The 25,345-nt window shown below is 49.5% G+C and carries 21 protein-coding genes and 1 pseudogene; 11 read left to right on the top strand and 11 right to left on the bottom strand.

Annotation, left to right across the window (positions count from 1 at the left end):
• Positions 1-3: 3 nt before the first annotated feature.
• The 4 genes from trmH to BMX14_RS11785 all read left to right on the top strand — a co-directional run bounded on the left by trmH (position 4) and on the right by BMX14_RS11785 (position 6,004).
• The gene (gene trmH / locus BMX14_RS11800) at positions 4-699 is read left to right on the top strand and encodes a tRNA (guanosine(18)-2'-O)-methyltransferase TrmH (RefSeq protein ID WP_092677111.1); all 696 of its coding nucleotides are present in this window, start codon (positions 4-6) and stop codon (positions 697-699) included.
• Positions 696-2,774: an ATP-dependent DNA helicase RecG gene (gene recG / locus BMX14_RS11795; protein ID WP_092677042.1), complete on the top strand. Its 2,079-nt coding sequence runs from the start codon at positions 696-698 to the stop codon at positions 2,772-2,774. Before trmH ends, recG begins: the two co-directional genes overlap by 4 nt.
• A gap of 94 nt (positions 2,775-2,868) precedes the next feature.
• Positions 2,869-4,251 (top strand): uracil-xanthine permease family protein, encoded by a 1,383-nt coding sequence (locus tag BMX14_RS11790; protein WP_092677040.1) that lies wholly within the window; start codon positions 2,869-2,871, stop codon positions 4,249-4,251.
• A 112-nt stretch (positions 4,252-4,363) separates the two neighbouring features.
• A complete protein-coding gene (locus tag BMX14_RS11785; protein ID WP_092677038.1) occupies positions 4,364-6,004 on the top strand; it encodes an AsmA family protein in 1,641 nt (546 codons plus the stop codon).
• Between the two features lie 42 nt (positions 6,005-6,046).
• Here the strand turns inward: BMX14_RS11785 and fabY are convergent, their stop codons facing one another.
• The 5 genes from fabY to typA all read right to left on the bottom strand — a co-directional run bounded on the left by fabY (position 6,047) and on the right by typA (position 10,923).
• A complete protein-coding gene (gene fabY / locus BMX14_RS11780; RefSeq protein ID WP_092677036.1) occupies positions 6,047-6,988 on the bottom strand; it encodes a fatty acid biosynthesis protein FabY in 942 nt (313 codons plus the stop codon).
• A 14-nt stretch (positions 6,989-7,002) separates the two neighbouring features.
• Positions 7,003-7,440, bottom strand: a complete 438-nt coding sequence (gene dtd, locus BMX14_RS11775; RefSeq protein ID WP_092677034.1) for a D-aminoacyl-tRNA deacylase — start codon at positions 7,438-7,440, stop codon at positions 7,003-7,005.
• The gene (locus BMX14_RS11770; RefSeq protein ID WP_092677033.1) at positions 7,437-8,294 is read right to left on the bottom strand and encodes a virulence factor BrkB family protein; all 858 of its coding nucleotides are present in this window, start codon (positions 8,292-8,294) and stop codon (positions 7,437-7,439) included. Before BMX14_RS11770 ends, dtd begins: the two co-directional genes overlap by 4 nt.
• Positions 8,295-8,309: 15 nt before the next feature.
• A complete protein-coding gene (locus BMX14_RS11765; protein ID WP_092677031.1) occupies positions 8,310-8,915 on the bottom strand; it encodes an HAD-IA family hydrolase in 606 nt (201 codons plus the stop codon).
• Positions 8,916-9,099: 184 nt separating this feature from the next.
• Positions 9,100-10,923, bottom strand: a complete 1,824-nt coding sequence (gene typA, locus BMX14_RS11760; protein WP_092677029.1) for a ribosome-dependent GTPase TypA — start codon at positions 10,921-10,923, stop codon at positions 9,100-9,102.
• A gap of 446 nt (positions 10,924-11,369) precedes the next feature.
• Between typA and glnA the strand changes: the two genes are divergently transcribed.
• The 3 genes from glnA (at position 11,370) to glnG (ending at position 15,353) form a co-directional block, all read left to right on the top strand.
• Positions 11,370-12,779, top strand: coding sequence for a glutamate--ammonia ligase (glnA, locus tag BMX14_RS11750; RefSeq protein WP_092677027.1), 1,410 nt, complete (start codon positions 11,370-11,372; stop codon positions 12,777-12,779).
• A gap of 101 nt (positions 12,780-12,880) precedes the next feature.
• On the top strand, positions 12,881-13,930 hold the full coding sequence (gene glnL / locus BMX14_RS11745; RefSeq protein ID WP_092677025.1) for a nitrogen regulation protein NR(II): 1,050 nt from the start codon (positions 12,881-12,883) through the stop codon (positions 13,928-13,930).
• A gap of 7 nt (positions 13,931-13,937) precedes the next feature.
• Entirely contained in the window at positions 13,938-15,353 is a 1,416-nt protein-coding gene (gene glnG / locus BMX14_RS11740; protein ID WP_092677022.1) for a nitrogen regulation protein NR(I), read from the top strand.
• A gap of 32 nt (positions 15,354-15,385) precedes the next feature.
• Here the strand turns inward: glnG and hemN are convergent, their stop codons facing one another.
• Together hemN and yihI are read right to left on the bottom strand one after the other, a co-directional pair.
• The gene (gene hemN, locus BMX14_RS11735) at positions 15,386-16,759 is read right to left on the bottom strand and encodes an oxygen-independent coproporphyrinogen III oxidase (protein WP_092677020.1); all 1,374 of its coding nucleotides are present in this window, start codon (positions 16,757-16,759) and stop codon (positions 15,386-15,388) included.
• A 222-nt stretch (positions 16,760-16,981) separates the two neighbouring features.
• Positions 16,982-17,488: a Der GTPase-activating protein YihI gene (yihI, locus tag BMX14_RS11730; RefSeq protein WP_092677018.1), complete on the bottom strand. Its 507-nt coding sequence runs from the start codon at positions 17,486-17,488 to the stop codon at positions 16,982-16,984.
• A 444-nt stretch (positions 17,489-17,932) separates the two neighbouring features.
• Between yihI and yihA the strand changes: the two genes are divergently transcribed.
• The gene (gene yihA / locus BMX14_RS11725; RefSeq protein ID WP_092677017.1) at positions 17,933-18,562 is read left to right on the top strand and encodes a ribosome biogenesis GTP-binding protein YihA/YsxC; all 630 of its coding nucleotides are present in this window, start codon (positions 17,933-17,935) and stop codon (positions 18,560-18,562) included.
• A gap of 68 nt (positions 18,563-18,630) precedes the next feature.
• Here the strand turns inward: yihA and BMX14_RS17250 are convergent.
• Positions 18,631-18,678, bottom strand: a pseudogene (locus tag BMX14_RS17250) (hypothetical protein).
• A gap of 422 nt (positions 18,679-19,100) precedes the next feature.
• On the opposite strand from BMX14_RS17250, the gene BMX14_RS11720 reads away from it, so the two are divergent.
• The 3 genes from BMX14_RS11720 (at position 19,101) to BMX14_RS11710 (ending at position 22,397) form a co-directional block, all read left to right on the top strand.
• Positions 19,101-20,393 carry a carbohydrate porin gene (locus BMX14_RS11720; protein WP_092677109.1) on the top strand — a complete coding sequence of 431 codons (1,293 nt, stop codon included), beginning with the start codon at positions 19,101-19,103 and terminating at the stop codon, positions 20,391-20,393.
• Between the two features lie 97 nt (positions 20,394-20,490).
• Entirely contained in the window at positions 20,491-21,096 is a 606-nt protein-coding gene (locus BMX14_RS11715; protein WP_092677015.1) for an NUDIX domain-containing protein, read from the top strand.
• Positions 21,097-21,452: 356 nt separating this feature from the next.
• Positions 21,453-22,397, top strand: a complete 945-nt coding sequence (locus tag BMX14_RS11710) for a sulfonate ABC transporter substrate-binding protein (protein WP_092677013.1) — start codon at positions 21,453-21,455, stop codon at positions 22,395-22,397.
• Positions 22,398-22,471: 74 nt separating this feature from the next.
• Here the strand turns inward: BMX14_RS11710 and ssuD are convergent, their stop codons facing one another.
• The 3 genes from ssuD to ssuC are packed head-to-tail and all read right to left on the bottom strand — an operon-like array spanning position 22,472 to position 25,211.
• On the bottom strand, positions 22,472-23,620 hold the full coding sequence (gene ssuD / locus BMX14_RS11705; RefSeq protein ID WP_092677011.1) for an FMNH2-dependent alkanesulfonate monooxygenase: 1,149 nt from the start codon (positions 23,618-23,620) through the stop codon (positions 22,472-22,474).
• A gap of 26 nt (positions 23,621-23,646) precedes the next feature.
• Positions 23,647-24,426: an ATP-binding cassette domain-containing protein gene (locus BMX14_RS11700; protein WP_092677009.1), complete on the bottom strand. Its 780-nt coding sequence runs from the start codon at positions 24,424-24,426 to the stop codon at positions 23,647-23,649.
• Complete coding sequence (gene ssuC / locus BMX14_RS11695; RefSeq protein WP_408011875.1) at positions 24,423-25,211, bottom strand: aliphatic sulfonate ABC transporter permease SsuC; 789 nt, start codon at positions 25,209-25,211, stop codon at positions 24,423-24,425. Before ssuC ends, BMX14_RS11700 begins: the two co-directional genes overlap by 4 nt.
• Between the last annotated feature and the right edge of the window lie 134 nt (positions 25,212-25,345).

Here is a 25,345-nt window from a genome sequence, read left to right as displayed (position 1 = left end):
CTTATGAATTCCCAACGACTTGCTCGAATTCAGGAAATGCTGGCGAGACGCCAGCCTGACCTGACCCTGTGTCTTGAACAAGTCCATAAGCCGCATAATATTTCGGCGATTATTCGTACGGCCGATGCGATCGGTATCCATGATATCCATGCCGTATGGCCAGAAGAAAAGATGCGAACCGCTGTCTCATCCTCGGCAGGCAGCAATAACTGGGTCAATGTTCATACGCATGACAGCATTGAACAGGCCGTGTCTGAAGTTACGGCGCAAACTATGCAGGTGCTCGCGACCAACTTAAGCGACAAAGCGGTTGATTTTCGAGAGATTGATTACACCAAACCAACCTGTATTATTGTGGGGCAAGAAAAGACCGGTATCAGTGACCAAGCGCTAGCGTTGGCAGACCACCATATCGTGATCCCAATGCTCGGAATGGTACAATCGCTGAATGTCTCCGTGGCGGCGGCCTTAATCTTGTACGAAGCCCAACGTCAACGTCAGGTTGCAGGCTTATACCAGCGTGACTATAGCGATATTGACCCACAAGAGCAGCAACGACTCCTGTTTGAAGGCGGCTACCCTACCCTTGCTCGGGTGGCCAAACACAAAGGCTTACCCTATCCACGAATTGATCATGAAGGCAACATTCATGCCGATCAGGCATGGTGGGACAGTATGCAGGCCACGAGAAAACGATGAAAGGTCGCCTGCTTGATGCCATCCCGCTCACTACACTGACCGGTGTCGGTGCCAGCCAATCCGCTAAATTAGCGAAAATCGGCCTCCATACGCTACAAGATTTACTGTTACATCTGCCATTACGCTACGAAGACCGTACGCACCTTACCGCTATCAATGACTTACAAGCCGGTTCACATACCACCGTCTGCGGAGAGGTGTTACACAGCGAGATCACCTTTGGCCGTCGACGCATGCTAGTTTGCCAAATCAGCGATGGAACAGGGACCCTTACGCTACGCTTTTTCAACTTCAATGCGGGGATGAAAAATGGCTTGGCGACGGGTAAGAGAATCATTGCATGGGGCGAGATCCGACGCGGACAGCGCGGCCCAGAAATTATTCACCCTGAATATCGTCAGCAGGATGAGCAACAGTCCATCACCCTGCAAGAGACCTTGACCCCGGTTTACCCCGCTACCGATGGAATTCGTCAAGCCACGCTGCGTAATTTAACGGATCAAGCATTGGTATTGCTGCAACATAATCCTATTCAGGAATTATTGCCCCAAGAACTTTGTCGCAGCCTATTGTCACTGACTGAGGCATTGCAGCTATTACATCGCCCGCCTCCGGAAATGCAGTTAGCCGATGTTGAGCTGGGCCGTCATCCTGCACAATTACGACTGATTACCGAAGAGTTATTGGCACATCAGCTCAGTATGTTACAAGCGCGGGCTGGGGCGCAGCAGTATCGAGCCTTATCCTTCAAACCTGATTACCGTTTATCGGAGCAATTATTAAGCCAGCTCCCCTTTACGCCGACCGGCGCACAGCAGCGTGTAGTCAAGGAGATCGAACAGGATTTAGCGCACCCCTATCCGATGTTACGTCTCGTTCAAGGCGATGTAGGATCGGGAAAAACCTTGGTGGCCGCACTGGCCGCATTACAAGTCATTGCCGCCGACCAGCAAGTGGTGATGATGGCCCCCACCGAGCTACTTGCCGAACAGCACGCGCATAATTTCCGTACTTGGTTCGAGCCACTCGGCATTCAAGTCGGCTGGCTAGCCGGAAAACAGAAAGGGAAAGCGCGCGCTGCCGAGCAAGAGCGTATTGCCCGCGGCGAAGTGCAAATGGTAGTAGGGACTCATGCCCTCTTCCAAGAACATATTCAATTCCAACATTTGGCTCTGGTCATTATCGATGAGCAGCACCGTTTTGGTGTTCACCAACGTCTCGCGCTGTGGGAAAAAGGTCAGCAACAAGGTTTTCATCCGCATCAACTCATCATGACGGCAACCCCTATACCCCGCACCTTAGCGATGACCGCGTATGCCGATCTCGAGACATCGACCATTGATGAGTTACCGCCTGGCCGTACCCCTGTCACGACTGTGGCCATTCCAGACTCTCGGCGTAGCGAGATCATTACCCGCGTTGAAAAAGCGTGTGCCGAAGGTCGACAGGCTTATTGGGTATGCACCTTGATTGAAGAATCAGAGCAGCTCGAAGCGCAAGCGGCTGAGAACACATTGATCGAACTTCAAGCCGCCCTGCCTGCAATGCGTATCGGTTTAGTGCACGGCAGAATGAAACCGGCTGAAAAACAGCAGATTATGCAGCAATTTAAAGGGCATGAACTGGATCTTCTTATTGCGACGACCGTCATTGAAGTGGGCGTAGATGTCCCGAATTCAAGTTTGATGATAATTGATAATGCCGAACGTCTTGGCTTAGCCCAGTTACACCAGTTGCGCGGACGAGTCGGTCGTGGCGCTATCGCCTCACACTGCGTCTTATTGTATAAACCGCCTCTCAGTAAAACTGCGCAAAAGCGTTTGCAGGTGCTGCGCGATACCAATGATGGATTTATCATCGCTCAGCATGACCTAGAAATACGAGGCCCGGGAGAACTGCTCGGGACGAAACAAACCGGAAACGCTGAATTTAAAGTCGTGGATTTAGTCCGTGACCAAAGCTTAATCCCTGAAATACAGCGTATCGCCAAGCATCTCCACCAGCACTACCCCGAACAGTCGAAAGCGTTGATTGAACGATGGCTACCGGCCAAAACGCTGTTCAGTAACGTTTGAGCCATTGAGAGTGGCCTAAGTCTAAGCAATCGTTTGCAATCGTACCCGACTCCTTTAAAATTGCCCCTTTTTATGACTCTGCCAGAGAAAAACTATGTCCGCCGAACGTGTCGAACCGACTGAAAACCCGCCACTTGCTCCGCGTAGTGAGCTAATCTATCCGCTAGAAGCTCGCCCTCCGCTTCCACAAGCTATATTTGCCGCCTTGCAGCACTTACTGGCCATGTTCGTGGCCGTGATTACGCCAGCACTCCTGATCTGTAAGGGCTTAAACTTACCGGCAGAAGACACGCGGCATATTCTGAGTATGTCGCTCTTTGCTTCCGGCATCGCCTCCCTATTGCAGATTAAAACGTGGGGTCCTATTGGCTCAGGCCTACTGTCGGTACAAGGGACCAGCTTTAACTTTGTCTCGCCGCTCATTATGGGTGGCCTCGCCTTGAAACAAGGAGGCGCAGACACCTCTCACATGATGGCCGCTCTCTTCGGTACTCTAATGCTTGCCTCCTGTACCGAAATGATTATTTCGCGAATACTTCCGTATGTTCAGCGTGTCATCACCCCACTGGTCTCGGGGATTGTGGTCATGATTATTGGCCTCTCGTTGATTCAGGTCGGCTTAACCTCGGTAGGAGGAGGTTTTAGCGCAATGGCTGACCATAGTTTTGGCTCACCGACGAATTTACTGTTGGCGGGGGTCGTGTTATTAACCATCATCCTATTGAATCGCCAAAAAAATCCTTACCTAAGAATTGCCGCTCTGTTTATTGCCATGCTAATCGGCTACATCCTTGCCTGGACGATGGGGGTGTTACCGAGTGCTCTACCGAGCACCACGCATCCACTGGTGATGTGGCCCCAACCGTTACGTTATGGGCTTGAGATCGATTGGAATTTATTACTCCCCTTGATGCTGGTATTCATGGTGACATCGCTTGAAACCATTGGCGATATTACTGCCACCTCGGATGTCTCAGAGCAACCGGTAAAAGGCCCTCTTTATATGCAACGTCTCAAGGGTGGGGTGCTGGCTAACGGAATAAATAGCTGTGTTTCGGCGCTGTTCAACACTTTCCCTAATTCCTGTTTCGGCCAAAATAATGGCGTGATCCAACTGACTGGGGTCGCCAGCCGCTATGTCGGTTTTATTGTCGCAATAATGTTAATGCTGTTAGGGCTTTTTCTTGCCGTCAGTGATATTGTACAAAATATCCCCGAACCGGTGCTCGGTGGAGCAACCTTAGTGATGTTTGGGACCATTGCTGCCTCAGGGGTACGTATCGTGGCTCGAGAAACCTTAAATCGCCGCGCAATCATGGTCATGGCATTATCTTTGGGGATTGGATTAGGGGTTTCGCAACACCCAGAAATTCTCCAGTTTGCACCCGAGTGGCTTCGTACACTCTTTTCCTCGGGTATCGCTGCCGGTGGCGTAACAGCTATCGTGTTAAACCTGATTTTGCCTCGCGAGGAATAGGTCATAATATCCGACTGATTATTGATCCAGATAGTCAGTCGTCTTTATGCTCCTTGAGCTGACAGTGATTTTGAGGCATAACCAACAGTTCGCTCATCATTAGGAAATGCCGATGAAGTTACTCGTTAAATTGCTCCTCTCTCTTATAATACTCCTGCTCGTCCTAGTGAGTCTCGGTTATGCCGTCTTACGTAGTCATTGGGGAATCGCCGCAGCCTGCCGATGGATTAGTGATGCGACAGCTTATCATTTATCGATTGAGCGTCTTTCCCATGATTGGTCGCATCCCTTAACCTTTCATATCGACAAGGTCACCTTTGGCGAAGATGGTCAACCTGCGCTGCTGATTGCCGGTAAACTGTCGCTATCACTCACTGCTCGCCAGCTGGTCAGCCCGGCACATTTCGCGCAGCTTACTATCGAACAAGGTACACTGATCCTCAGTAATTTAACCCCTGAAGCGACACTCCCAATCAGCGCCGATCGCTTAGAGCTTCAGGCGGTTAAATTATTAAATCCGTATCCAACCAACTGCCTTTCTGCGGAACATATCAACGGAGTGTTATCGCCGTGGATGCCGAGTCAACAAGCGCTATTAGGTAAGAAATTTACCTTCAGGTTTTCAGCAGAAGGCGTGCATGTTGCCCATCGGCATTTCGATAAGTTGGTCGCGCAGGGGGATAAAGACGCTCAGCGGTTGACGATCACCGCATTATCCGGGGCCGTTCAGCGTGGGACTTTTGAAGGCAAACTTTCACGGTCGGCGGAAGGCGAGTGGCAAATCCCTACGCTGCGACTCGATAATATCCGTTTTCAAACCGATAAAGGCTTAGCTGACCTCTTCGCTACGGCGATGCTACCGCCAGTCACCATTCAAGACTTAGCGATCAACCATCTCAGTATCGTTGGCCCAGACTGGGTAGCCAACGATGTATCAGCCAACGGCCAGAACCTTACCAATACCTCAGGATCCGCAGGTCACTTAGCGTTAAACGCGGACAGCCTCATCTTGGGGACAGAACAATGGTCGCAACCACACCTCAGACTAACCGCTGCAGAGGGTAATATTATCCTTGATCAATTTGATGCCGGTTGGGCGAAAGGGACCGTCTCCGCCAAAGGGCAGTGGCTAAGAAAGACCGGGGAAATTCAGTTAGATACGCTGAGTTTCAGCAATATTCGCTATACCTTACCCGCCGACTGGCGTCAGTTCCTCCAGACCCCCCTGCCACAGGCTATCCATTCGATTACGCTTAATAACCTGAGTGTGGAGAATGGTCTGCTGATCGATATTAACGTCGACTATCCATTCCAGATGACCGCGGCACATATCACGGGGACTCAGCTACAACTTGCGCAACAGCGCCAGTGGGGACTTTGGAAGGGCGAGGCAGAATACTATGCCGCGGCCGCAACCTTTAATCGCCAAGATATTCGGGCGCTCTGGTTTACACTCAGCGCGAACAGCAATAGATTGAGTTTGCAAAATATTAAGGGATTAGTACAGGAAGGTCCTGTGGTCGGTAGCCTAGATATTGCCCAATCACCGACACACCCTTTTGCCCTCTCACTGCGTGGCGAGAAGGTGCCTTACGCCGCATTCACACAGTGGTTTTGGCCACGCCCCCTGTCCGGGCAAGGCAACTTTAGTCTACACCTTAAAGGAAATCTGCCGTCACTCACCGCCCCACCGTCCTCTTTACAGGGAGCATTTACTACGCCGACCTTTAGTCAGCAGGTCGGCGTGGAGTAAAGACCAGGGTGATAAGCACTGCTTGTCACCCGACTTAGCGCTTTAGTGAGGGGCTGAGCCGCCCTCTTCCAAGGGTTTCTCAGCTTCAGCGGGTAATACCAGGTACACCCCTTGAAACACCGCCCCTTGATGATGCTCATCACTCAAGATGACGTCTAAACTCACTCTCGCTTTACGGCCACAAGCAAGGCGGTCTAAGTCACCTTTAAGCGATCCCAAATCCGCACTGGCCGTGGGCCGCCCTTGTAAGGGTTGGCTATAGCGAATATGGGCATCCGCTAAGACAATGGTCCCCCCCAATTTCCGCTCTCTAAGCAGTAACCAAATCAGTCCCCAGCCGGTCAAGGTTGCCAGCGAGAATTGGCTACCCGCAAAAAGCGTATGATGAGGATTTTGGTTACCGGTTTCCGGCATAGTCGTCATAAACTTCTGACCCGTATATTGCTGGATACGCACCCCCATTTTTTCACTTAACGGAATATGTTGATACCAAGCCTGCTGTAACTGCTCACACCAATCAGCGCGATGCAGAATATCATCCATTGACGCCATCGGCTTAATCATCAGAAAGTGGCGAATCCGGGGGGTTTGTGAGGTAGTGGCTCGGCCTTGATTGACATAACCCAGTTGAGAAAAGAACTCGACGGCATCTTCCCGCGCGCTGCAAGTCACTCGCTTAACCCCTTCTTGTCGCGCAACGGACTCTAAGGTCATGATCAGTAATCGACCCAACCCCTTACCGCGTAGTTCAGGAGATACCGCCAAGAATCGGATAGAAGCTTCATTATCGCCACTAATCGACAGCCGCCCAACACCCACCACTTTATTCTCGTCGTCGACCAGCATTTGATGGTGCGCGGTGGTATCCCAAGCGTCCTGCTCTGAACCCGGTGGCTGATTCAACGGCTTGCGTAGCATCTGCCATCGAAACTGAAAATAATCGGCAAGATCACTAGCGGTTTCGGGAACCCGTAATTGATACATCGCTTACCTCCCCCTTAACACTGAAGCCAGAAAGTCACTGGCCCATCATTTGTTAAGGTGACTTGCATCTCTGCGGCAAACTGCCCATTTTCTGTTTTAACACCCAGCTCTTGGCAATAGTTGCTAAATAAATGGTACAGCTCACGCGCCAACTCGGGCGATGCGCCTTTAGAAAAGGAAGGACGCATCCCTTTTTGGGTATCGGCGGCAAGGGTAAACTGTGAAACGACCAATAACTCCCCGACGGCCTGCTGCACATTAAGATTCATCTTTCCTAGTTCATCGCTAAAGACCCGATAGTTCACCACTTTTTCGGCTAACTTACGCGCCGTCGCCTCATCATCATTTTTCTCGACACCGAGGAGAACCAGAAGGCCGCTCGCGATCTGGCCGACCACGCCCCCCTCAACACTGACTTGGGCCGCTGAAACACGTTGAATTAATGCAATCATGAAATATCCGCTTCTTGTTGACGCTGACGACGAAGTTTACGGTAGTGCTCAAGCGAGACCGTGATCTCTGCTCCTAACAACACGATACACCACGTCCAATAGACCCAAAGGAAGAGCATTGGAATAACGGCAAGTACGCCGTAGATAAGCTGATAAGCGGGAAACATCGTCACGTACAGCGTAAAAACTTTTTTACCAATCTCGAATAATACTCCGGCCACTAGCGCCCCTATCAGTGCGTCTTTACCCGCCACATTACAGGTGGGTACTACACTAAATAGTAGCCAGAAGGCCAGGCACGACAGGAGTAAGGGAAAACTTCGCAGCACTAGCTGAATAATCTCGCTAATACCGGGCATATTAAGCCACTGCGGTGAGAGCAGATAGGAACTTAGCGCAATACTTGCCCCGGCGAGTAATGGCCCCAGAGTGAGGATCATCCAGTATACGGCAAAAGAGAAAACTAATGGCCGCTTACGCGAGCTGCGCCAAATACTGTTTAAGGCGCTATCGATGGAGAACATCAATAGTAACGACGTAAAAATGAGTCCAATCGCGCCAAACACCGTCATACGATGAACATTAACGACGAAACGGTCGATATACTCTTCAATCACATTACCCGTGGTGGGGACAAAGTTTCGGAAAATAAAATGTCGGATCTCACCACTGATATCGTTAAAAACCGGAAACGCAGAAAAAATAGCGAAAATTACCGTTACGAAGGGGACTAACCCTAATAATGAAACAAAGGTGAGGTTTCCCGCCTGTACCGTCATGTTATCGTCGTTAATTCGTCGCCAAAGTACACCTAGCCAGCGAAGGAATGATCGTGTCCTGAGTTTAACCCGCATAAATAGTTTGCTTCCCTACGAAAAATTACTGGTACCTTGAATTGCCGCGTCTAACCCTTCAACGTCTTGGTAAAGGTGAGTGTTGATCCCTAACTGTGCTGCAGCTTCAATATTTTCAAAGAGGTCATCAACAAAAAACGCTTGCTCAGGGGCAACACCCTCTTCAGCCAACACATGGTGAAAAATTGCCGTATCCGGCTTACGTAGCCCAATATGATGAGAGAAATAGCTTTGGTCGGCTGCCGCAAGGAGTTCAGGGTACTGCTGCGCCAAAAATTCGGTATGAATTTGATTGGTATTGGAAAGGAGAACGACGCGATGCCCCTCTGCGCGCAGTTGCTGGATGAGCGCTAAGACGGCTTGATTCACCCCCGTAAAAATCGCTTGCCAGCCGCTCACAAATTGCGGGTAGCTAAGGTTGACCTCTAACTCATCACATAATGCCTCAGCAAATTGTTCATCCGATATTTCTCCCCTTTCGTGGCGCTCAACCTGTGGCCCGAGTTGGAAGTGTTGTTGAACATGAGCAAGCGGAGTACCGCTTAGATTACTCCAGACGCCTAAAGCACGGGTGAAGTCGAGATTAACGATAACGTTTCCCAGATCGAAAATATATAACATGGCCTCTCTCCCGTAAGTTTTACTTATCTACACTATAAAGCCGACCCTCTCATTCTACCAATCGAGTTTTGGAAAATTGTTCGGGTTTTGCGTGCAATATTCGGCAAGCTAGACGCGAGGCAAAAAAAAACCTGAACCAGAAGGGTCCGGTTCAGGTTTGGCTTAACGCTCAGAAAACTGAGGATTAAGACTCTTTACCACCACGCGATGCACGTTTACGATCATTTTCAGTTAAATGACGCTTACGGATACGGACAGAGACTGGTGTCACTTCAACTAATTCGTCATCATCGATGAACTCAAGCGCTTGCTCAAGGCTCATCTTGATTGCTGGAACCAGTGTCGTCGCTTCATCAGTACCTGACGCACGCATGTTAGTCAGTTTCTTACCGGTTAAGCAGTTAACCGTTAGGTCGTTAGAACGTGAGTGAATACCAATGATTTGGCCTTCATACACTTCCGCACCGTGACCTAAGAATAACTTACCGCGGTCTTGCAAGCTGTACAGCGCGAACGCAACGGCTTTACCTTGACCGTTAGAAATCAATACACCATTTTGACGTTGGCCAACTTCACCTGGACGCACATCGTCGTAGTGACTGAAGGTTGAGTACAGTAAACCTGTACCTGAAGTCATGGTCATGAATTCGTTACGGAAACCGATCAATCCACGGCTAGGAATAACGTAGTCTAAACGTACGCGACCTTTACCATCTGGATCCATGTTTTTCATGTCGCCTTTACGCTCACCCATCGCTTGCATCACAGAACCTTGGTGCTGTTCTTCGATATCAAGGGTAACGTTTTCGAATGGCTCTTGTTTACGTCCATCAATCTGACGGAAGATAACTTTAGGACGAGATACTGCCATCTCGAAGCCTTCACGACGCATGTTTTCGATCAGTACCGACAGGTGAAGCTCACCACGTCCTGAAACACGGAAAGCATCCGCATCTTCTGTTTCTTCAACGCGTAGCGCAACGTTGTGTACCAGCTCTTTCTTCAGGCGGTCAAGAATTTGACGTGAAGTCACGTACTTACCTTCTTTACCACAGAATGGAGAGGTGTTAACACAGAAGAACATGCTGACGGTTGGCTCATCAACGCTCAGTGCTGGCAGGGCTTCAACTTTCTGAGTATCACAAATCGTGTCAGAAATGTTGAGTTCGCCTAAACCAGTGATGGCAATGATATCACCCGCTTCCGCTAAATCAGACTCGATACGCTCAAGACCTAAATGGCCCAGCACTTTACCGACTTTACCGTTACGTGTTTTACCTTCGCTATCGATAACCGTAACCTGTTGGTTAGGTTTGATTTTACCGCGCTTGATACGGCCGATTCCGATTACACCTAAGTAGTTGTTGTAATCAAGTTGCGAAATCTGCATTTGCAGCGCGCCGTCTTGGTCAACATTAGGAGCAGGTACGTGTTTTACGATCGCTTCGTACAGTGGCGTCATATCTTCAGCCATGTCTGCGTGATCGTCGCCCGCAATCCCTTGGATTGCAGAAGCGTAGATAATTGGGAAATCTAATTGCTCATCTGTCGCGTCTAAGTTGACGAACAGATCGAATACTTGGTCAACAACCCAATCAGGACGTGCACCCGGACGGTCAATTTTGTTGATGACAACAATTGGCTTTAGCCCATGAGCAAACGCTTTCTTAGTTACGAAACGGGTCTGTGGCATAGGACCGTCAATCGCATCAACGACTAACAGTACTGAGTCGACCATAGACATAACACGTTCAACTTCACCACCGAAGTCGGCGTGTCCCGGGGTATCAACGATATTGATACGGTAATCATTCCACTTAATAGCGGTGTTTTTTGCGAGGATAGTAATTCCACGCTCTTTCTCCAGGTCGTTGGAGTCCATCACACGCTCAGTCGCTTCAGTACGCTCGTCAAAGGTACCGGACTGTTGTAAAAGTTTGTCGACTAGGGTGGTTTTTCCATGGTCAACGTGCGCGATGATGGCGATATTACGCAATTTTTCGATCACAGCTTTGCCTCAGGCATTAGAAATAGCGCGCTATTGTACACGGATTAGGCGAAAGACTGAACATGATCACACGATTCACAGCCACTTTATGCAGTTTTTTTTTATTACCCAGGTTTGCCGACTTTTTTTGTGCAATTTCAGTGCAAAATGACTACTCTTTACCCATAATGCACCAAAATAGATCATCGAAGTTGACGAGATTGCCCTTCATTGGTGCAATGCCCTGCAATACGGCAATAGTCATTGAGGTCTACACTCGCCTCTGCTGGGCCTTTTCGGTGTTTTAGAAAAGTTGGCACGCTTTTCGCTTTAAGAATAATAAGCGAAAACGATAGCTAAAAAACGTTTTTAGGCGCTTGCCGGATTTCGGGTTAAAGGGTTGAGCCCTCGTAAGCATAATGCTTCCCATTTCCCCCCACGATAATAGAGCTTTCAGGAGAGTAGATATGTCCGTTGAACACGTTCTCTCGTTGATGAACGAACATGAAGTCAAGTTTGTTGATCTGCGCTTTACAGACAGTAAAGGTAAAGAACAACACGTTACCATCCCTGCACATCAGGTGAATGAAGACTTCTTTGAAGAAGGTAAAATGTTCGATGGCTCATCCATCGGGGGTTGGAAAGGGATTAACGAATCAGACATGGTGCTGATGCCGGATATGACTACCGCCGTGCTTGACCCGTTTTTCGAAGATCCAACGCTAATCATCCGTTGTGATATCCTCGAACCAGGCACTCTGCAAGGCTACGATCGTGACCCACGTTCTATCGCCAAACGCGCTGAAGACTTCTTACGTACCTCAGGTATCGCTGATACCGTCCTGTTTGGACCAGAACCAGAATTCTTCTTATTTGATGACATTCGCTTCGGTTCTTCTACCTCTGGCTCCCATGTCGCGATTGACGATATCGAAGCAGCCTGGAACACCGGTAAAGAGTACGAAGGCGGTAACAAGGGCCACCGTCCTGGTTTAAAAGGCGGCTATTTCCCAGTACCACCGGTCGATTCCGCACAAGATATCCGTTCTGCCATGTGTTTAACGATGGAGCAAATGGGCTTAGTCGTCGAAGCACATCACCACGAAGTGGCGACCGCGGGTCAAAACGAAGTGGCAACTCGCTTTAACACCATGGTGAAAAAAGCGGACGAAATCCAGATCTATAAGTATGTGGTTCACAACGTTGCACACATTTACGGCAAAACCGCGACCTTTATGCCAAAACCAATGTTCGGCGATAACGGTTCTGGTATGCACTGCCACATGTCTTTATCAAAAGATGGTAACAACCTGTTTGCGGGCGATAAGTACGGCGGTTTGTCCGACATCGCTCTCTATTACATCGGCGGTATCATCAAGCACGCCAAAGCGCTTAACGCCTTAACTAACCCAACCACCAACTCTTATAAGCGTTTGGTCCCGGGTTATGAAGCGCCGGTCATGTTGGCTTATTCTGCCCGTAACCGTTCTGCTTCAATCCGTATTCCGGTTGTTGCGAGTCCTAAAGCTCGTCGTATCGAAGCGCGCTTCCCCGATCCAGCGGCTAACCCATACTTAGCCTTTGCTGCGCTGCTGATGGCAGGCCTAGACGGTGTGATCAATAAAATCCACCCTGGTGATGCAATGGATAAAAACCTCTATGATCTGCCTCCGGAAGAAGATGCAGAGATTCCAAAAGTAGCAGGTTCACTCGAAGAAGCGCTGAATGCCCTGAACGAAGACCGCGAGTTCCTGACCCGTGGCGGCGTATTCACCGACGAAGCTATCGATGCTTACATCGAATTACGTAAAGCGGATAACGAACGCGTTCGTATGACGCCACACCCGGTTGAATTTGAACTTTACTACAGCGTCTAATTTTCGTTTGTAGTGTGTTGCCGTGAAGTCTTAGCCCATCCTCGGATGGGCTTTTTTCTCGGGTATCTTACCTGCGGGTCACCCCATTCTGGAGAGATGTAATGCTTAGCAATACCGCCTCAGATGCCGTGCAGATCCTAAATTCGTTGATCAACTGTGTCCTCGTTGTCGACCACAAATTAGTGATCCATTATGCCAATCCCGCGGCGCAGCAATTACTCGCTCAGAGTTCACGTAAGCTGTTTGGAACCCCGCTTCCAGAGCTCACGGGATATTTCTCCCTGAATGTTGAAGTGATGCACGAAAGCCTTAGTGTTGGACAAGGCTTTACCGACAGCGAAGTCACTCTTGTGGTAGATGGTCGAGCGCATACGCTGGCACTGACTGCGCAGCCGTTACCTGACCAACAGATCCTCCTTGAGATGGCGCCAATGGATAATCAGCGCCGATTAAGCCAAGAGCAACTGCAGCATGCCCAGCAAATCGCGGCGCGTGATCTGGTTCGTGGACTCGCCCACGAAATCAAAAATCCATTGGGAGGATTACGGGGGGCGGCTCAACTGCTCTCCAAAGCCCTGCCCGATCCTGCATTAAAAGAATACACCAACGTGATTATCGAACAGGCTGACCGTCTGCGAAATCTCGTTGATCGCTTATTAGGCCCTCAGCAGCCGGGTATGCATGTTATGCAAAATATCCATCAAGTGGCTGAACGCGTGGTTAAGCTGGTATCGATGGAATTACCCGATAATGTCACCTTAGTTCGTGACTACGATCCGAGTCTTCCTGAGCTGCAGCATGACCCCGACCAAATCGAACAAGTTTTACTTAATATGGTGAGTAATGCATTACAGGCGTTAGGCCGCGAGGGCGGAACGATTACTTTGCGAACCCGCACCGCCTTTCAGCTCACGCTTCATGGCACGCGTTATCGCTTAGCCGCACAAATCGATATTGAAGATGACGGGCCGGGGATCCCAACTCACCTGCACGACACCCTGTTTTACCCCATGGTCAGTGGGCGCGAAAATGGCACCGGGTTAGGGCTGTCGATTGCACGTAGCTTGATCGATCAACACGCTGGCAAGATCGAGTTCAAGAGTTGGCCAGGTCATACCGAATTTTCAATTTTTCTCCCTATTCGTCAGTGAGGTTTCTATGCAACAAGGGATAGTTTGGATCGTCGATGACGATAGTTCCATCCGCTGGGTGCTTGAACGCGCACTGACTGGCGCCGGATTGGTCTGCACCGCCTTTGAAAATAGTCACGACGTATTAGATGCGTTAGCGACCAAAACGCCGGATGTTTTGTTATCCGATATTCGTATGCCTGGCATGGATGGTTTGGGGTTACTCAAGCAGATTAAAAAACGCCATCCTATGCTACCGGTTATCATTATGACCGCGCATTCCGATCTCGATGCGGCCGTTAGCGCTTATCAACAAGGCGCGTTTGATTACCTCCCTAAACCTTTCGATATTGATGAGGCAGTAGCCCTGACCGAACGGGCGATCAGCCATTATCAAGAGCAGCAACAACCGCGCCATCAGCAAGAAGATGGTCCGACAACGGATATTATCGGTGAGGCGCCTGCTATGCAGGACGTCTTCCGTATCATCGGTCGGCTGTCACGCTCGTCCATCAGTGTCTTAATTAACGGTGAATCCGGTACGGGTAAAGAGTTAGTGGCCCATGCCTTACATCGCCATAGTCCGCGCGTGAAGGCCCCTTTTATTGCCTTAAATATGGCCGCTATCCCCAAAGACTTGATCGAATCGGAATTATTCGGCCACGAGAAAGGGGCATTTACCGGTGCAGGGCAAGTGCGCCAAGGCCGCTTTGAACAAGCGGACGGCGGTACACTCTTCCTCGATGAAATTGGTGACATGCCGTTAGACGTACAGACTCGACTGTTAAGAGTTCTGGCGGATGGGCAATTCTATCGCGTCGGCGGCTACGCGCCGGTAAAGGTCGATGTACGGATTATTGCCGCCACGCACCAAAATCTTGAGCTAAGGGTTCAGGAAGGTAAGTTTCGTGAAGACTTATTCCACCGGTTAAATGTGATCCGTATCCATTTACCGCCGCTGCGTGAACGCCGCGAGGATATCCCTCGCCTCGCGAACTACTTCCTGCAAACGGCGGCGCGTGAGTTAGGGGTCGAGACCAAAGTCTTGCACACGGACACCATTAACGCCCTCACCCATATGACGTGGCCAGGTAACGTTCGACAATTAGAAAATACCTGTCGTTGGTTAACCGTGATGGCCGCGGGGCAAGAGGTGTTATTGCAAGATTTACCGCCAGAGCTTTTTGATAACACCGTACCGCAGGAAAATCCGACCAGCCCATCGATTCCAGAAAGTTGGTCTGGACTACTTGCCCAATGGGCGGAAAGAGCATTACGTTCTGGGCAACAGGATTTACTGTCAGAGGCTCAGCCGGAAATGGAGCGGGTGCTACTCACCACCGCACTGCAACATACCCGCGGCCATAAACAAGAAGCCGCACGTCTACTGGGCTGGGGCCGCAATACGCTAACGCGTAAATTGAAAGAGTTAGGAATGGAGTAGCACTAATCGGGTCTAGCCACGCTTAGGCCCGATTAGATCACCCGTGAAAACGCCTGCTGGGCGGCGCGGGCACGCGAGTACTGATCAAAACATAGACAAATATGTCGGACTAACAACCTCCCTTTTGCCGTCACCTGAATCCGCTCCGGCGTGATCCTTAGCAAGCCATCGTCCTGCATCGGCGCCAATAGGCGGAGTTCTTCGGCAAAATAGTCGTCGAAAGGTTGCGAGATTCTAGCCTCTACTTGGCTAATCTCAATCGAAAATTGGCACATCAGGGTGGTAATGATGTCACGGCGTAGACAATCTTCTGCACTCAGTGTGAGGCCGCGTACTATAGCACTCCCTTTCTCAGCCAAGCGTGACGCCCAGCCGGTGAGTGTTTTCTCATTCTGGCTATAAGTGTCACCGACCATACTGATTGCCGATACCCCAACCCCTAATAAGTCGGTCTGACTTTGCGTGGTATACCCCTGAAAATTACGCTGCAAGCTGCCAGCACGTTGCGCGCGAGCCAGCTCGTCTTCCGGCAGCGCAAAGTGATCCATACCGATAAATTGATAGCCCCCTGCCTGCAACTGCATAATTGTCTGTTGTAATATCCGCAACTTTTGCGCGGCACTCGGCAGTTCGTCTGACTTAATTTTTCGCTGGGCGGCGAAGAGCTCTGGCATATGTGCATAATTGAACACACTCATCCGATCAGGGCGCAGCGTCAGGACCCTATCGATAGTATGCGCAAAACTTTCCGCCGTCTGCTGGGGCAATCCATAAATTAAATCGATATTGGTTGAGGTAAAACCCAGCCTCTTCATGGCCGTAATCAGTTCGACAATCTGCGCCTCATCTTGCTCGCGGTTGACTCGCTGTTGCACCACTGGGTCGAAATCTTGTACCCCCATACTTAAACGATTAAACCCGATGCGACGTAGGGCGGCCAACCGTTCGAGCGGGAATTGTCGAGGATCCAGCTCCAAGGAGATCTCGGCTGAGTTATCAACCGTAAAGACCTCAGTAATCACACGCATTACCTCGGCAAGTTGCGCATCGCTGAGAAAGGTAGGGGTGCCGCCGCCAAAATGGATCTGTGTCAACGGACGTAGGGAGAACAGCGTCGCGCGGGTGCGGATCTCATTGATTAACTGCTGTAAATAGCGCTCAGCTTTCTCCGAATGGCGGGTGACGACTTTATTGCAGCCACAAAAATAACAAAGCTGATGACAAAAAGGGATATGAAGATAAAGGGAAAGCGGGCGCGTGGGATAGCGTTGTGCTGCCTCACGGAAATCCTCTTCAGAAAAGCGAGGAGAAAATTCTAACGCCGTGGGATAAGAGGTGTAGCGAGGGGAGGAAGAATTATATTTTTCAATCAGTGCCTGATCCCATTCGACGTCTTGCAGCAGCATGCTTACCTCTTACGTTGGCTTTACCGCCGCGCTTTGCTCGCCCATTGCGAGAAAATAAACGTCGGTGCAACACAGACTTCCTGTGCGACAAGCGTAAAAGTTTACTAACACTCCAGACGAGATAACAGGCGAATAATCCGGCAGGAATTGATCCAAGCCAATGCATTATCAATTAATCCTTCTGATGAATGGCAGGGCGATCACTCGCCCTGCCACGCAGCATTACTGTCCTTTCAACAAGCGGTACATATCTTCTTCCGCTTCGTCGTCTTTCTCGTCATCATCAATATCAATACCCAGCAAGACCATTAGCTCTTCAATGCGGTCTAAACGCGCTTCGAGCCAGGTTTGATCTTCACCGCTTAGCGTATCGCCCGCTTCGAGGCGGTCCAGCAGTTGATCTAAACGTGGGTCGTTTTCCAACATCCGTAATTCTTGTTGGCGGGTCATTTTTTCGGGTTCAGCGTGAGCGTTCGCTGCTACCGGTGCGACAGCGACTTTACCTTCAGCGACCAAAGGCACAGGCGTTTTACTTCCAAGACGTGGGTCACTTTTCTTCGGTCCGGCGTTGCCTTGCTGTTGAGTCACTTTAGGGTGACTACGATTGCCGGCGACATTGCCTTTAAGCTTGCTTTTGCGTTTACGCTCTCGGCCTTCAAGATTCAGTTCGGCACGTGTTTTACGACGTTCCGTAGACTTGCTTTTGGTCGGTCTGGAAGGTTGCTTCATAATGTCAGTCTCAAGGAGGATTACTTCGATAGGTTCTGGGCGCGAATCTAGCAGAAACTTGGACAATAAAAAAGCGGTAACACTAAGGTTACCGCCCTTTCGTCCTTTTTTCGTAAATCCGTTACGTTGATGTTCGCATCCCGATCCCTGAACAACGTTCCCTAAAGCCCTCCGTTAGCGGATTAACTGTAGTTCAAGAAACCCATAACACAAGGCGACATTAGGACTAAATTTCACTTTTTAATCATCCATTGGTTTTTATTGATTTTTACCGAATATCGGCCACACATCACGAGACTTGAGCCTGGAAGTCAATTCGCCGGACGGTCAATAAAACTCTCCGCCACGCACGGCGTCAGCCACGATACGATAACAATGCGCGAAATCTAGGCAAAAGGCAGGTATACTCGCGGTTTATGCTGCTAAAATTATGTGGAGTTTGCTGTGCCGAGCTGGAATTATCACGTCACTCATTTTGTAACTAGTGCCCCAGATGTTCGTCATCTACCGGACGATACGGGCGCGGAAGTCGCCTTTGCTGGCCGCTCTAATGCCGGAAAGTCGAGTGCGTTGAATGCCTTAACCCAACAAAAAAGTCTTGCACGCACCAGTAAGACACCGGGACGTACGCAACTCATTAACCTATTTGAAGTAGCAGACGGTGTACGCTTAGTAGATTTACCCGGTTATGGCTATGCCGAGGTGCCAGAAGAAGTTAAACGTAAATGGCAAAAATCTTTGGGTGAATATTTAGAAGTCCGCCAAGCCCTAAAAGGTCTCGTGGTATTGATGGATATCCGCCATCCCATGAAGGAGCTCGACCAACAAATGGTCACTTGGGCGGTCGCGAGCGATATACCGGTACTAGTACTGCTCACTAAAGCCGATAAACTAGCCTCTGGCGCACGTAAAAAGCAACTCGCGATGGTGCGTGAAGCAAGCCTAGCTTTTATGGGTGATGTGCAAGTGGAGCTTTTCTCTTCCCTGAAGAAGTTGGGAATCGATAAGTTAAGCCAGAAGTTAGATGACTGGTTTAGCGAATACAGTGAACAGCAGGAAGCTGCTGAAGAATAATCCTTTTTTCCTTCCCCCAAACGAAAAAACGCCCCAGCGATAAACGAGCTCGCTGGGGCGGCTAATTTCTAGCCTAATCCGATTACGTGAAGTAAAAGGTCTTAAAGATAGAACATCTTACCTCTGTACCCTACAAGGGAAAATGTACCCCAATTTTTAAGAGCGGGAAAGCGCTTTTTTGATTCAAAAATAGCCTTTTCAGGCAATTTACGCTGGATAGATCACATAAATCCCCCTTACCCCTCGCAATAATGTTAAAAATATGTTTCTCAAACATAAAAAAAGGCGTATGCTCTGCCCCCGTTTTTTGAGACTTCTTTTCTGCATCAAATCAGCCTAAGGAGTGCATCATGACTCACTTGTTGAAGTGATGACCTTTTTCGTGATCGAAGTCTAAAAGTACAAATATTTAATAAAATTGGCACTAATTTACGCGTTATTCTGCGGTAACCTCTTCAGAGTGTTAACACCTTTTTTCGGGATAAAAATAATGAAAATAAAAAATAAATTTTTCTTACGTTCACCTTCTTTCTTTGCGATGTCCCTCGTGGCGGTCAGCTGCGCAAGCGCGTTACCCGCGGCACACGCGGCAGAACCCTTCAGTTACGACTCCGCTTGGATGCTGGGTGACTGGAATGGCACGCGTAGTCAATTAAAAGATGAAGGCGTGGATTTTCAGGTCAATTACACCATGGAAAGTGCGGCTAATTTAGCCGGAGGCTACCGCTCCTCAACCACCATGCGTTATTCTGACCAATGGGCTTTTGGCGTTGATTTAGATCTTGAGAAGCTTTTAGGTTGGAACGATACCGAGTTCCAAATGACCATTACTGACCGTAATGGCCGTAACTTATCGGACGATGCCGTCAGCCGTAATGGCACACTCTCTTCCGTCCAGGAAGTTTATGGCCGTGGTCAGACGTGGCGTTTAACGCAGTTTTGGTTACGTAAGCATTTCTTCGACAACTTAGTGGATGTGAAAGCGGGTCGCGTCACCGTAGGTGAAGACTTTGATTCCATCGACAGTAAGTTCCAAAACTTGGCCTTCGGTGGCGGCCAAGCAGGTAACTGGCGTGGTGATCACTGGTACAACTGGCCAGTCTCTCAATGGGGTGGCCGTGTTGCCGTCAACATCACGCCTGATGTTTTCTTCCAAGTGGGTTTCTATAACCAAACCCCTTACAACTATGACCGTGGCGATGGTTTCCGTTTTGAAGTCAGTCAAACAGAAGGAAACTTGGTTCCAGCAGAAGTCGTTTGGCACCCAACCTTCGGTCCAGACAACTTAAAAGGTAACTACCGTTTAGGGGGTTATTACTCTTCTGTCCGTGACCAAGTCTATGGCTCATGGCGTAATGGAAATACCGATACCGCTCATGCTTACGGCGGCTATGTACTTGCCCAACAACAACTTTTTTCCCAACCAGGGGGTAGCGATCGCGGCCTAACCTTAACGGCTCAAGCGGTGATGAACGACCATAAGACAGCGAAAATTGATAATTACCAATCGCTGACTCTGGTATGGAAAGGCCTAGCCGACGCACGTCCAGAAGATGAAATCGGAATTGGCGCCTCCCGTATCCACGTCAACTCAAGCTATTCAACTATGCAACGTCGTGAAAACCGTTCTAACGGTGCTTATTACGATAGCAACCCAGCTTGGATCCCGATTCAGCACGGTTCAGAGTATGACTATGAAGTGTATTACAATATTCATGCAACCAACTGGCTGCAAGTTCGTCCTAACCTGCAATACGTTGTCGCACCAGGTGCCGAGAACGGCGTGAAAAATGCTTTAGTCGGTGGTATCAGCGCCAACTTGAGCTTCTAAGCCCCCTCTCCGTATCCGACCTCATCGGGTACGGAGATTCTTCTCTTGCCAGCCTCTCCTTGAAGCGTTACCTTTTTGCCTCGACCAAGGAGGCACCATGTCTACAACCCCCCGCTCAATAACCATTATTAACGAACAAATTCTTTCTGATGATTGGTATTCCCTGAAAAAATACACGGTTGATTACCAGCGGATAGACGGTAGTCAACAGACCTTCAGCCGTGAAGTGTATAATAAAGGGGATGGTGTAACCGTCTTTCTCTATAACCGCGCACAGCAATCCATTATTTTAACTCGCCAGTTTCGTTTACCGTTAAAGATCCAGGGTGATTCCGGCGTACTGATCGAAACTGCGGCAGGCTTACTAGAAGGAGAAGATCCGATCACCCGGATCCGCGCAGAAATAGAGGAAGAAACAGGTTATCGTATTCAGCAGGTGTCCAAGATCTTCGATGCATGGATGAGCCCAGGAGCGGTTACCGAAAAGCTGCATTTCTTTATCGCCGAATACACCCCCCATGACCGTATAAATTCTGGCGGTGGGATCTTTGAAGAAGGCGAAGATATTGAAGTGCTTGAACTCTCTTTCGAACAAGCCGTTACGATGATGCAACAAGGCGAAATTAATGATGCGAAAACGATTATGCTGTTACAGTATGCGATCATTAATAAAGTGTTAGACGCAGAAACACAGGCTAGCTAAGTTCCGATTATCGTGGACCACTCTTTTCTTACTAAGAATAATGCTAAATAAAAGTTAATTTCATACTTTTATTCTTCGGTGGATTATATTCTGGTCCCTACATTCGTATTTTCGGGGGAATTGCCGTACGTATTTCCTGTGAGCGGGTTATTCTCTCTTTTATCATTTACGGTAAATTAAGACAGATTACCGAGAATGCCGCGGTAAAATAAGAAGACTACCGCTAACCACTCGGTCGCTCTACGGTTAATGGCTAATCACATTAATGGATATCCTTTGTCTTTTTTCATAGTTACCCTGCTGCAGTAAAGTTGCTATAGATAACAGTCTTTCCTACGTGCATCGCCGGAGTACTGATGAAAAAGATTTTTACCTCAAGTCTTGTTGTGACGAGCTTATTACTGATACCGACCCTGAGCTTTGCTGAGCAATCCGTGGTAACGATTGGTTATCAAAAAGCCAGCCTCTTCACGATTATTAAATCGCAGCATACCCTCGAAAAAAGATTCGCCTCGCAAGGCGTTACCGTTCGCTGGGTTGAGTTTCCAGCTGGCCCGCAATTATTGGAAGGATTAAATATTGGTAGTGTGGATATTGGCGCAACCGGCGATGCCCCCCCTATATTCGCTCAAGCGGCTAAAGCCGATTTAGTTTATTTAGCTCACTCGGTGGCTAACCCCAAAAATGAAGCGATTGTTGTCCCCGCCAATTCTCCTATCCACAGTGTGGCGGAGTTAAAAGGCAAACGCGTTGCGCTGAATAAAGGGTCTGATGTGAACTATTTATTGGTCGCGGCATTGCAACATGCCGGGCTGAGTTATCAGGATATTCAACCCGTCTATCTACCTCCTGCAGACGCGCGAGCGGCGTTCCAAAAGGGTGCCGTCGATGCCTGGGCAATTTGGGACCCCTACTACGCAGAAGTCAGCCAAGTCACCCATGCCCGTACAATTACCACTGCCGAAGGATTAGTCCCTCACTACTCCTTCTTCTTATCTCGTCGTAAATTTGCCGAAGGTTCTCCTAAGCTGGCATTAGAAGTGGTCAATACGTTAAAAGAGAGCGGGCAATGGGCAAACAGCCATAAAGAAGAGACCGCGCAGTTGCTTTCTACGGCCACAGGATTAAGCATTGACTACTGGCACACCACATTAGCCCGCCTCGACTACACCACCGAGCGTATGACACCTGAGGTATTTGCCCAGCAGCAGACGCTAGCCGATGCGTTCAGTAAAATTCATCTTATTCCCGGCCAAGTACAGGTTAACCGTGCAACCTGGTCACAAGACGCCAGCCACTAGCTGATCACTGCAGAACAAAAAACGCCGCTCAACATCTATAGATTGAGCGGCGTTTTTATTGGGACTTTTCCTGACTAACTGGCACTGACCTGACGCGGTAGTTCAGTGTTACCAATGGTTTCGCCATGTGGTCCCTGTCGCACAGCCCCTTCTCCCGTCGAAAAGAGTGGCATAACCCGCTCGGCGAACGACCATGCTTCTTCAAGGTGTGGGTAGCCTGACAGAATAAATTTATTGATCCCTATCGCTTGGTACTCGCGGATCCGAGCAGCAACTTGTTGTGGATCCCCCACTAATGCGGTTCCTGCACCCCCTCTTACTAATCCAATCCCTGCCCAGAGGTTGGGGGAAATCTCTAAATTATCCCGGGACCCGCCATGTAGTTCCCGCATTCTTGCTTGGCCAGTCGAGTCCATCCGCGAGAATATGGCTTGTGCACGGGCGATCGTATCATCATCCAAATGGGCGATCAGTTGTTCTGCCGCCTGCCAGGCTTCTTGTTCGGTGTCACGAACAATGACGTGGAGACGAATACCGAACTCGACCTCACGCCCATTTTCCGCCGCTTTAGCCCGAACTTTAGTAACCTTCTCCGCGACCTGTGCCGGTGGTTCCCCCCAAGTCAGATAAGTGTCGACATGCTCGGCAGCGACGTCGACGGCTGACTCGGAAGAGCCGCCAAAATAAATGGGAGGACCTTGGTCTTGATGGCTAGGAAATAGCAGTTCAGCATTTTCAACACGCAGTTGCTCGCCCTGATAACTGACTTTTTCACCGGCCAGTAAACGACGATAGACATGCAAGAATTCGCGGGTCACTTGGTAACGCTGGTCATGACTTAAAAAAATCCCATCCCCCTTGTTCTCTTCTGGGTCTCCCCCCGTTACGACATTAATGAGTAAACGCCCTTGCGAAAGTCTGTCCAAGGTACTGGTCATGCGTGCCGCAAGTGAGGGCGGCTGTAGGCCGGGACGAACCGCCACCAAGAATTTCAATTTCCGGGTGATGGGGGCTAAGGCCGCGGCCACCAGCCAAGAATCCTCACAGCTTTTTCCTGTTGGGATCAAGACGCCGCTATAACCCAAATTATCAGCCGCGAGTGCGATTTGTTGTAAATAGGGAAGGTCGACCGTACGCCCCCCCTGCTGGGTCCCAAGATAACGACCATCGCCATGAGTGGGTAAGAACCAAAAGAAATCGGGGGAGTTCGCGGTATGAGTCATCAATAATCACCTTATTCTGTTCTGCCTTAAATTGCTTGGCGGGCCGGGAGAGTAACCGACTGGTCTGGCTGCATGATGGCCGCCAAAATCTGTCGTTCGAGGGTGGCAACATTCGCTTGCGTGCTTAAACGTGGATAGGGCATGCCAACCTCAACATCGAGTTTGACCTGACCTTTATCGAGCATCACCACCCGCTGGGCGGTAGTCACCGCCTCACTCACATCGTGCGTCACCAGTACCACCGTAAATTTCCATGTTTGCCATAACTCAATCAGTAACTGCTGCATCTCTAAGCGCGTGAGGGCATCTAGCGCGCCTAGCGGTTCATCAAGTAACAATAATCCTGGGCGATGGATGAGAGCCCGGGCTAAAGCCACACGCTGTTTTTGTCCTCCGGACAAGGTTTCTGGCCACTGGTTAGCCTTATCCGCCAAGCCGACGGCGGCTAAAACGGCTTTCGCTTCTTCACGCCACGGTCCTGATAAGCCCAATCCAACATTCTCAATTACCGTCTTCCAGGGTAATAAACGCGGTTCTTGAAACATTAAACGGATCGCCGGTGCAGACGCGGCTAACGGTTGATGGTTAGCAGCAAGATCACCACGGCTACTCTGCTCTAGCCCCGCTAACAAGCGGAGTAAGGTACTTTTCCCGCAGCCGCTTCGCCCGACGACAGCAACAAACTGCCCTGCTGGGATTTCCAGATCTAAGCCATTCAATACCGGCTGCTGACTAAAACTTTTACTGATCGCATTGAGCTGCAAGGCTAAAGCGGTGGTAGAGGTGATGAGACGAATATTTTTCATACTGGGAGTTCCTCTTTACGCCATTGGATGTGCCAGCGTAATAAGCGCTTTTCTAACGCCACGGTCAGTAAATCGGAGAGCTTACCGAGCAAGGCATAGAGAAGGATGGCAAAGACGACAATATCGGTTTGTAAAAACTCACGAGCATTCATCGCCAAATATCCGATACCCGCGTTCGCCGAGATGGTTTCCGCCACGATTAACGTGAGCCACATCAGTCCTAAAGAAAATCTGACTCCAACGAGAATAGAGGGCATCGCACCGGGCAAAATCACTTGCCAGAACAAGGCTATTCCACGCAGTCCATAACTGCGGGACATCTCAATGAGCTGTTTATCGATATGGCGAATACCATGGGCAGTATTAAGATAAAGCGGAAAGAAGGTGCCTAAAGCCACCAGAAAAATTTTGGCTCGCTCATCAATACCAAACCATAAGATAACTAATGGGATCAGGGCGAGATGAGGAATATTGCGGAGCATTTGTAACGTACTATCTAATAACAGTTCGCCGACACGGGATAAACCGGTAATTAGCCCCATAATCAGGCCGGCACTGGCACCGATAGCAAACCCGACGACCGCGCGCCAAGTACTGATCGATAGGTTGCTCCATAACTCACCACTTTTCATTAACGCCCACGCGGCGGTCACGACGTGGATAGGAGCCGGTAATACGCGATCTGAAATCCAGCCACTGGCAGAGCCTAATTGCCAAATGATAAGCAATGCGGTAGGCAACAGCCAAGGCAATACGGTGCGCGTAATACGCGTGGGTTGTTTCATCTTCCACTCCCTAATCGTACAAGAAATCATCAGGGCATAATGCCTGCCACAGAAATCAGTTAACCGGAATTAAGGAGAGAAGAAAAATAAGGATAAGTACTTATCTAAGCAGAAATTTAGCTTTAGCCAGCACA

The organism is Rosenbergiella nectarea, from assembly GCF_900111105.1.
GTDB lineage: Bacteria > Pseudomonadota > Gammaproteobacteria > Enterobacterales > Enterobacteriaceae > Rosenbergiella > Rosenbergiella nectarea.
This window is presented reverse-complemented; position numbering and strand designations above follow the sequence as displayed.

What these genes read in the sequence shown, in the direction of transcription:
- trmH (WP_092677111.1), top strand. Translation starts at nt 4, where the DNA reads ATGAATTCCCAACGACTTGCTCGAATTCAGGAAATGCTGGCGAGACGC.
- recG (WP_092677042.1), top strand. Translation starts at nt 696, where the DNA reads ATGAAAGGTCGCCTGCTTGATGCCATCCCGCTCACTACACTGACCGGT.
- BMX14_RS11790 (WP_092677040.1), top strand. Translation starts at nt 2,869, where the DNA reads ATGTCCGCCGAACGTGTCGAACCGACTGAAAACCCGCCACTTGCTCCG.
- BMX14_RS11785 (WP_092677038.1), top strand. Translation starts at nt 4,364, where the DNA reads ATGAAGTTACTCGTTAAATTGCTCCTCTCTCTTATAATACTCCTGCTC.
- fabY (WP_092677036.1), bottom strand. Translation starts at nt 6,988, where the DNA reads ATGTATCAATTACGGGTTCCCGAAACCGCTAGTGATCTTGCCGATTAT.
- dtd (WP_092677034.1), bottom strand. Translation starts at nt 7,440, where the DNA reads ATGATTGCATTAATTCAACGTGTTTCAGCGGCCCAAGTCAGTGTTGAG.
- BMX14_RS11770 (WP_092677033.1), bottom strand. Translation starts at nt 8,294, where the DNA reads ATGCGGGTTAAACTCAGGACACGATCATTCCTTCGCTGGCTAGGTGTA.
- BMX14_RS11765 (WP_092677031.1), bottom strand. Translation starts at nt 8,915, where the DNA reads ATGTTATATATTTTCGATCTGGGAAACGTTATCGTTAATCTCGACTTC.
- glnA (WP_092677027.1), top strand. Translation starts at nt 11,370, where the DNA reads ATGTCCGTTGAACACGTTCTCTCGTTGATGAACGAACATGAAGTCAAG.
- glnL (WP_092677025.1), top strand. Translation starts at nt 12,881, where the DNA reads ATGCTTAGCAATACCGCCTCAGATGCCGTGCAGATCCTAAATTCGTTG.
- glnG (WP_092677022.1), top strand. Translation starts at nt 13,938, where the DNA reads ATGCAACAAGGGATAGTTTGGATCGTCGATGACGATAGTTCCATCCGC.
- hemN (WP_092677020.1), bottom strand. Translation starts at nt 16,759, where the DNA reads ATGCTGCTGCAAGACGTCGAATGGGATCAGGCACTGATTGAAAAATAT.
- yihI (WP_092677018.1), bottom strand. Translation starts at nt 17,488, where the DNA reads ATGAAGCAACCTTCCAGACCGACCAAAAGCAAGTCTACGGAACGTCGT.
- BMX14_RS11720 (WP_092677109.1), top strand. Translation starts at nt 19,101, where the DNA reads ATGTCCCTCGTGGCGGTCAGCTGCGCAAGCGCGTTACCCGCGGCACAC.
- BMX14_RS11715 (WP_092677015.1), top strand. Translation starts at nt 20,491, where the DNA reads ATGTCTACAACCCCCCGCTCAATAACCATTATTAACGAACAAATTCTT.
- BMX14_RS11710 (WP_092677013.1), top strand. Translation starts at nt 21,453, where the DNA reads ATGAAAAAGATTTTTACCTCAAGTCTTGTTGTGACGAGCTTATTACTG.
- ssuD (WP_092677011.1), bottom strand. Translation starts at nt 23,620, where the DNA reads ATGACTCATACCGCGAACTCCCCCGATTTCTTTTGGTTCTTACCCACT.
- BMX14_RS11700 (WP_092677009.1), bottom strand. Translation starts at nt 24,426, where the DNA reads ATGAAAAATATTCGTCTCATCACCTCTACCACCGCTTTAGCCTTGCAG.
- ssuC (WP_408011875.1), bottom strand. Translation starts at nt 25,211, where the DNA reads ATGAAACAACCCACGCGTATTACGCGCACCGTATTGCCTTGGCTGTTG.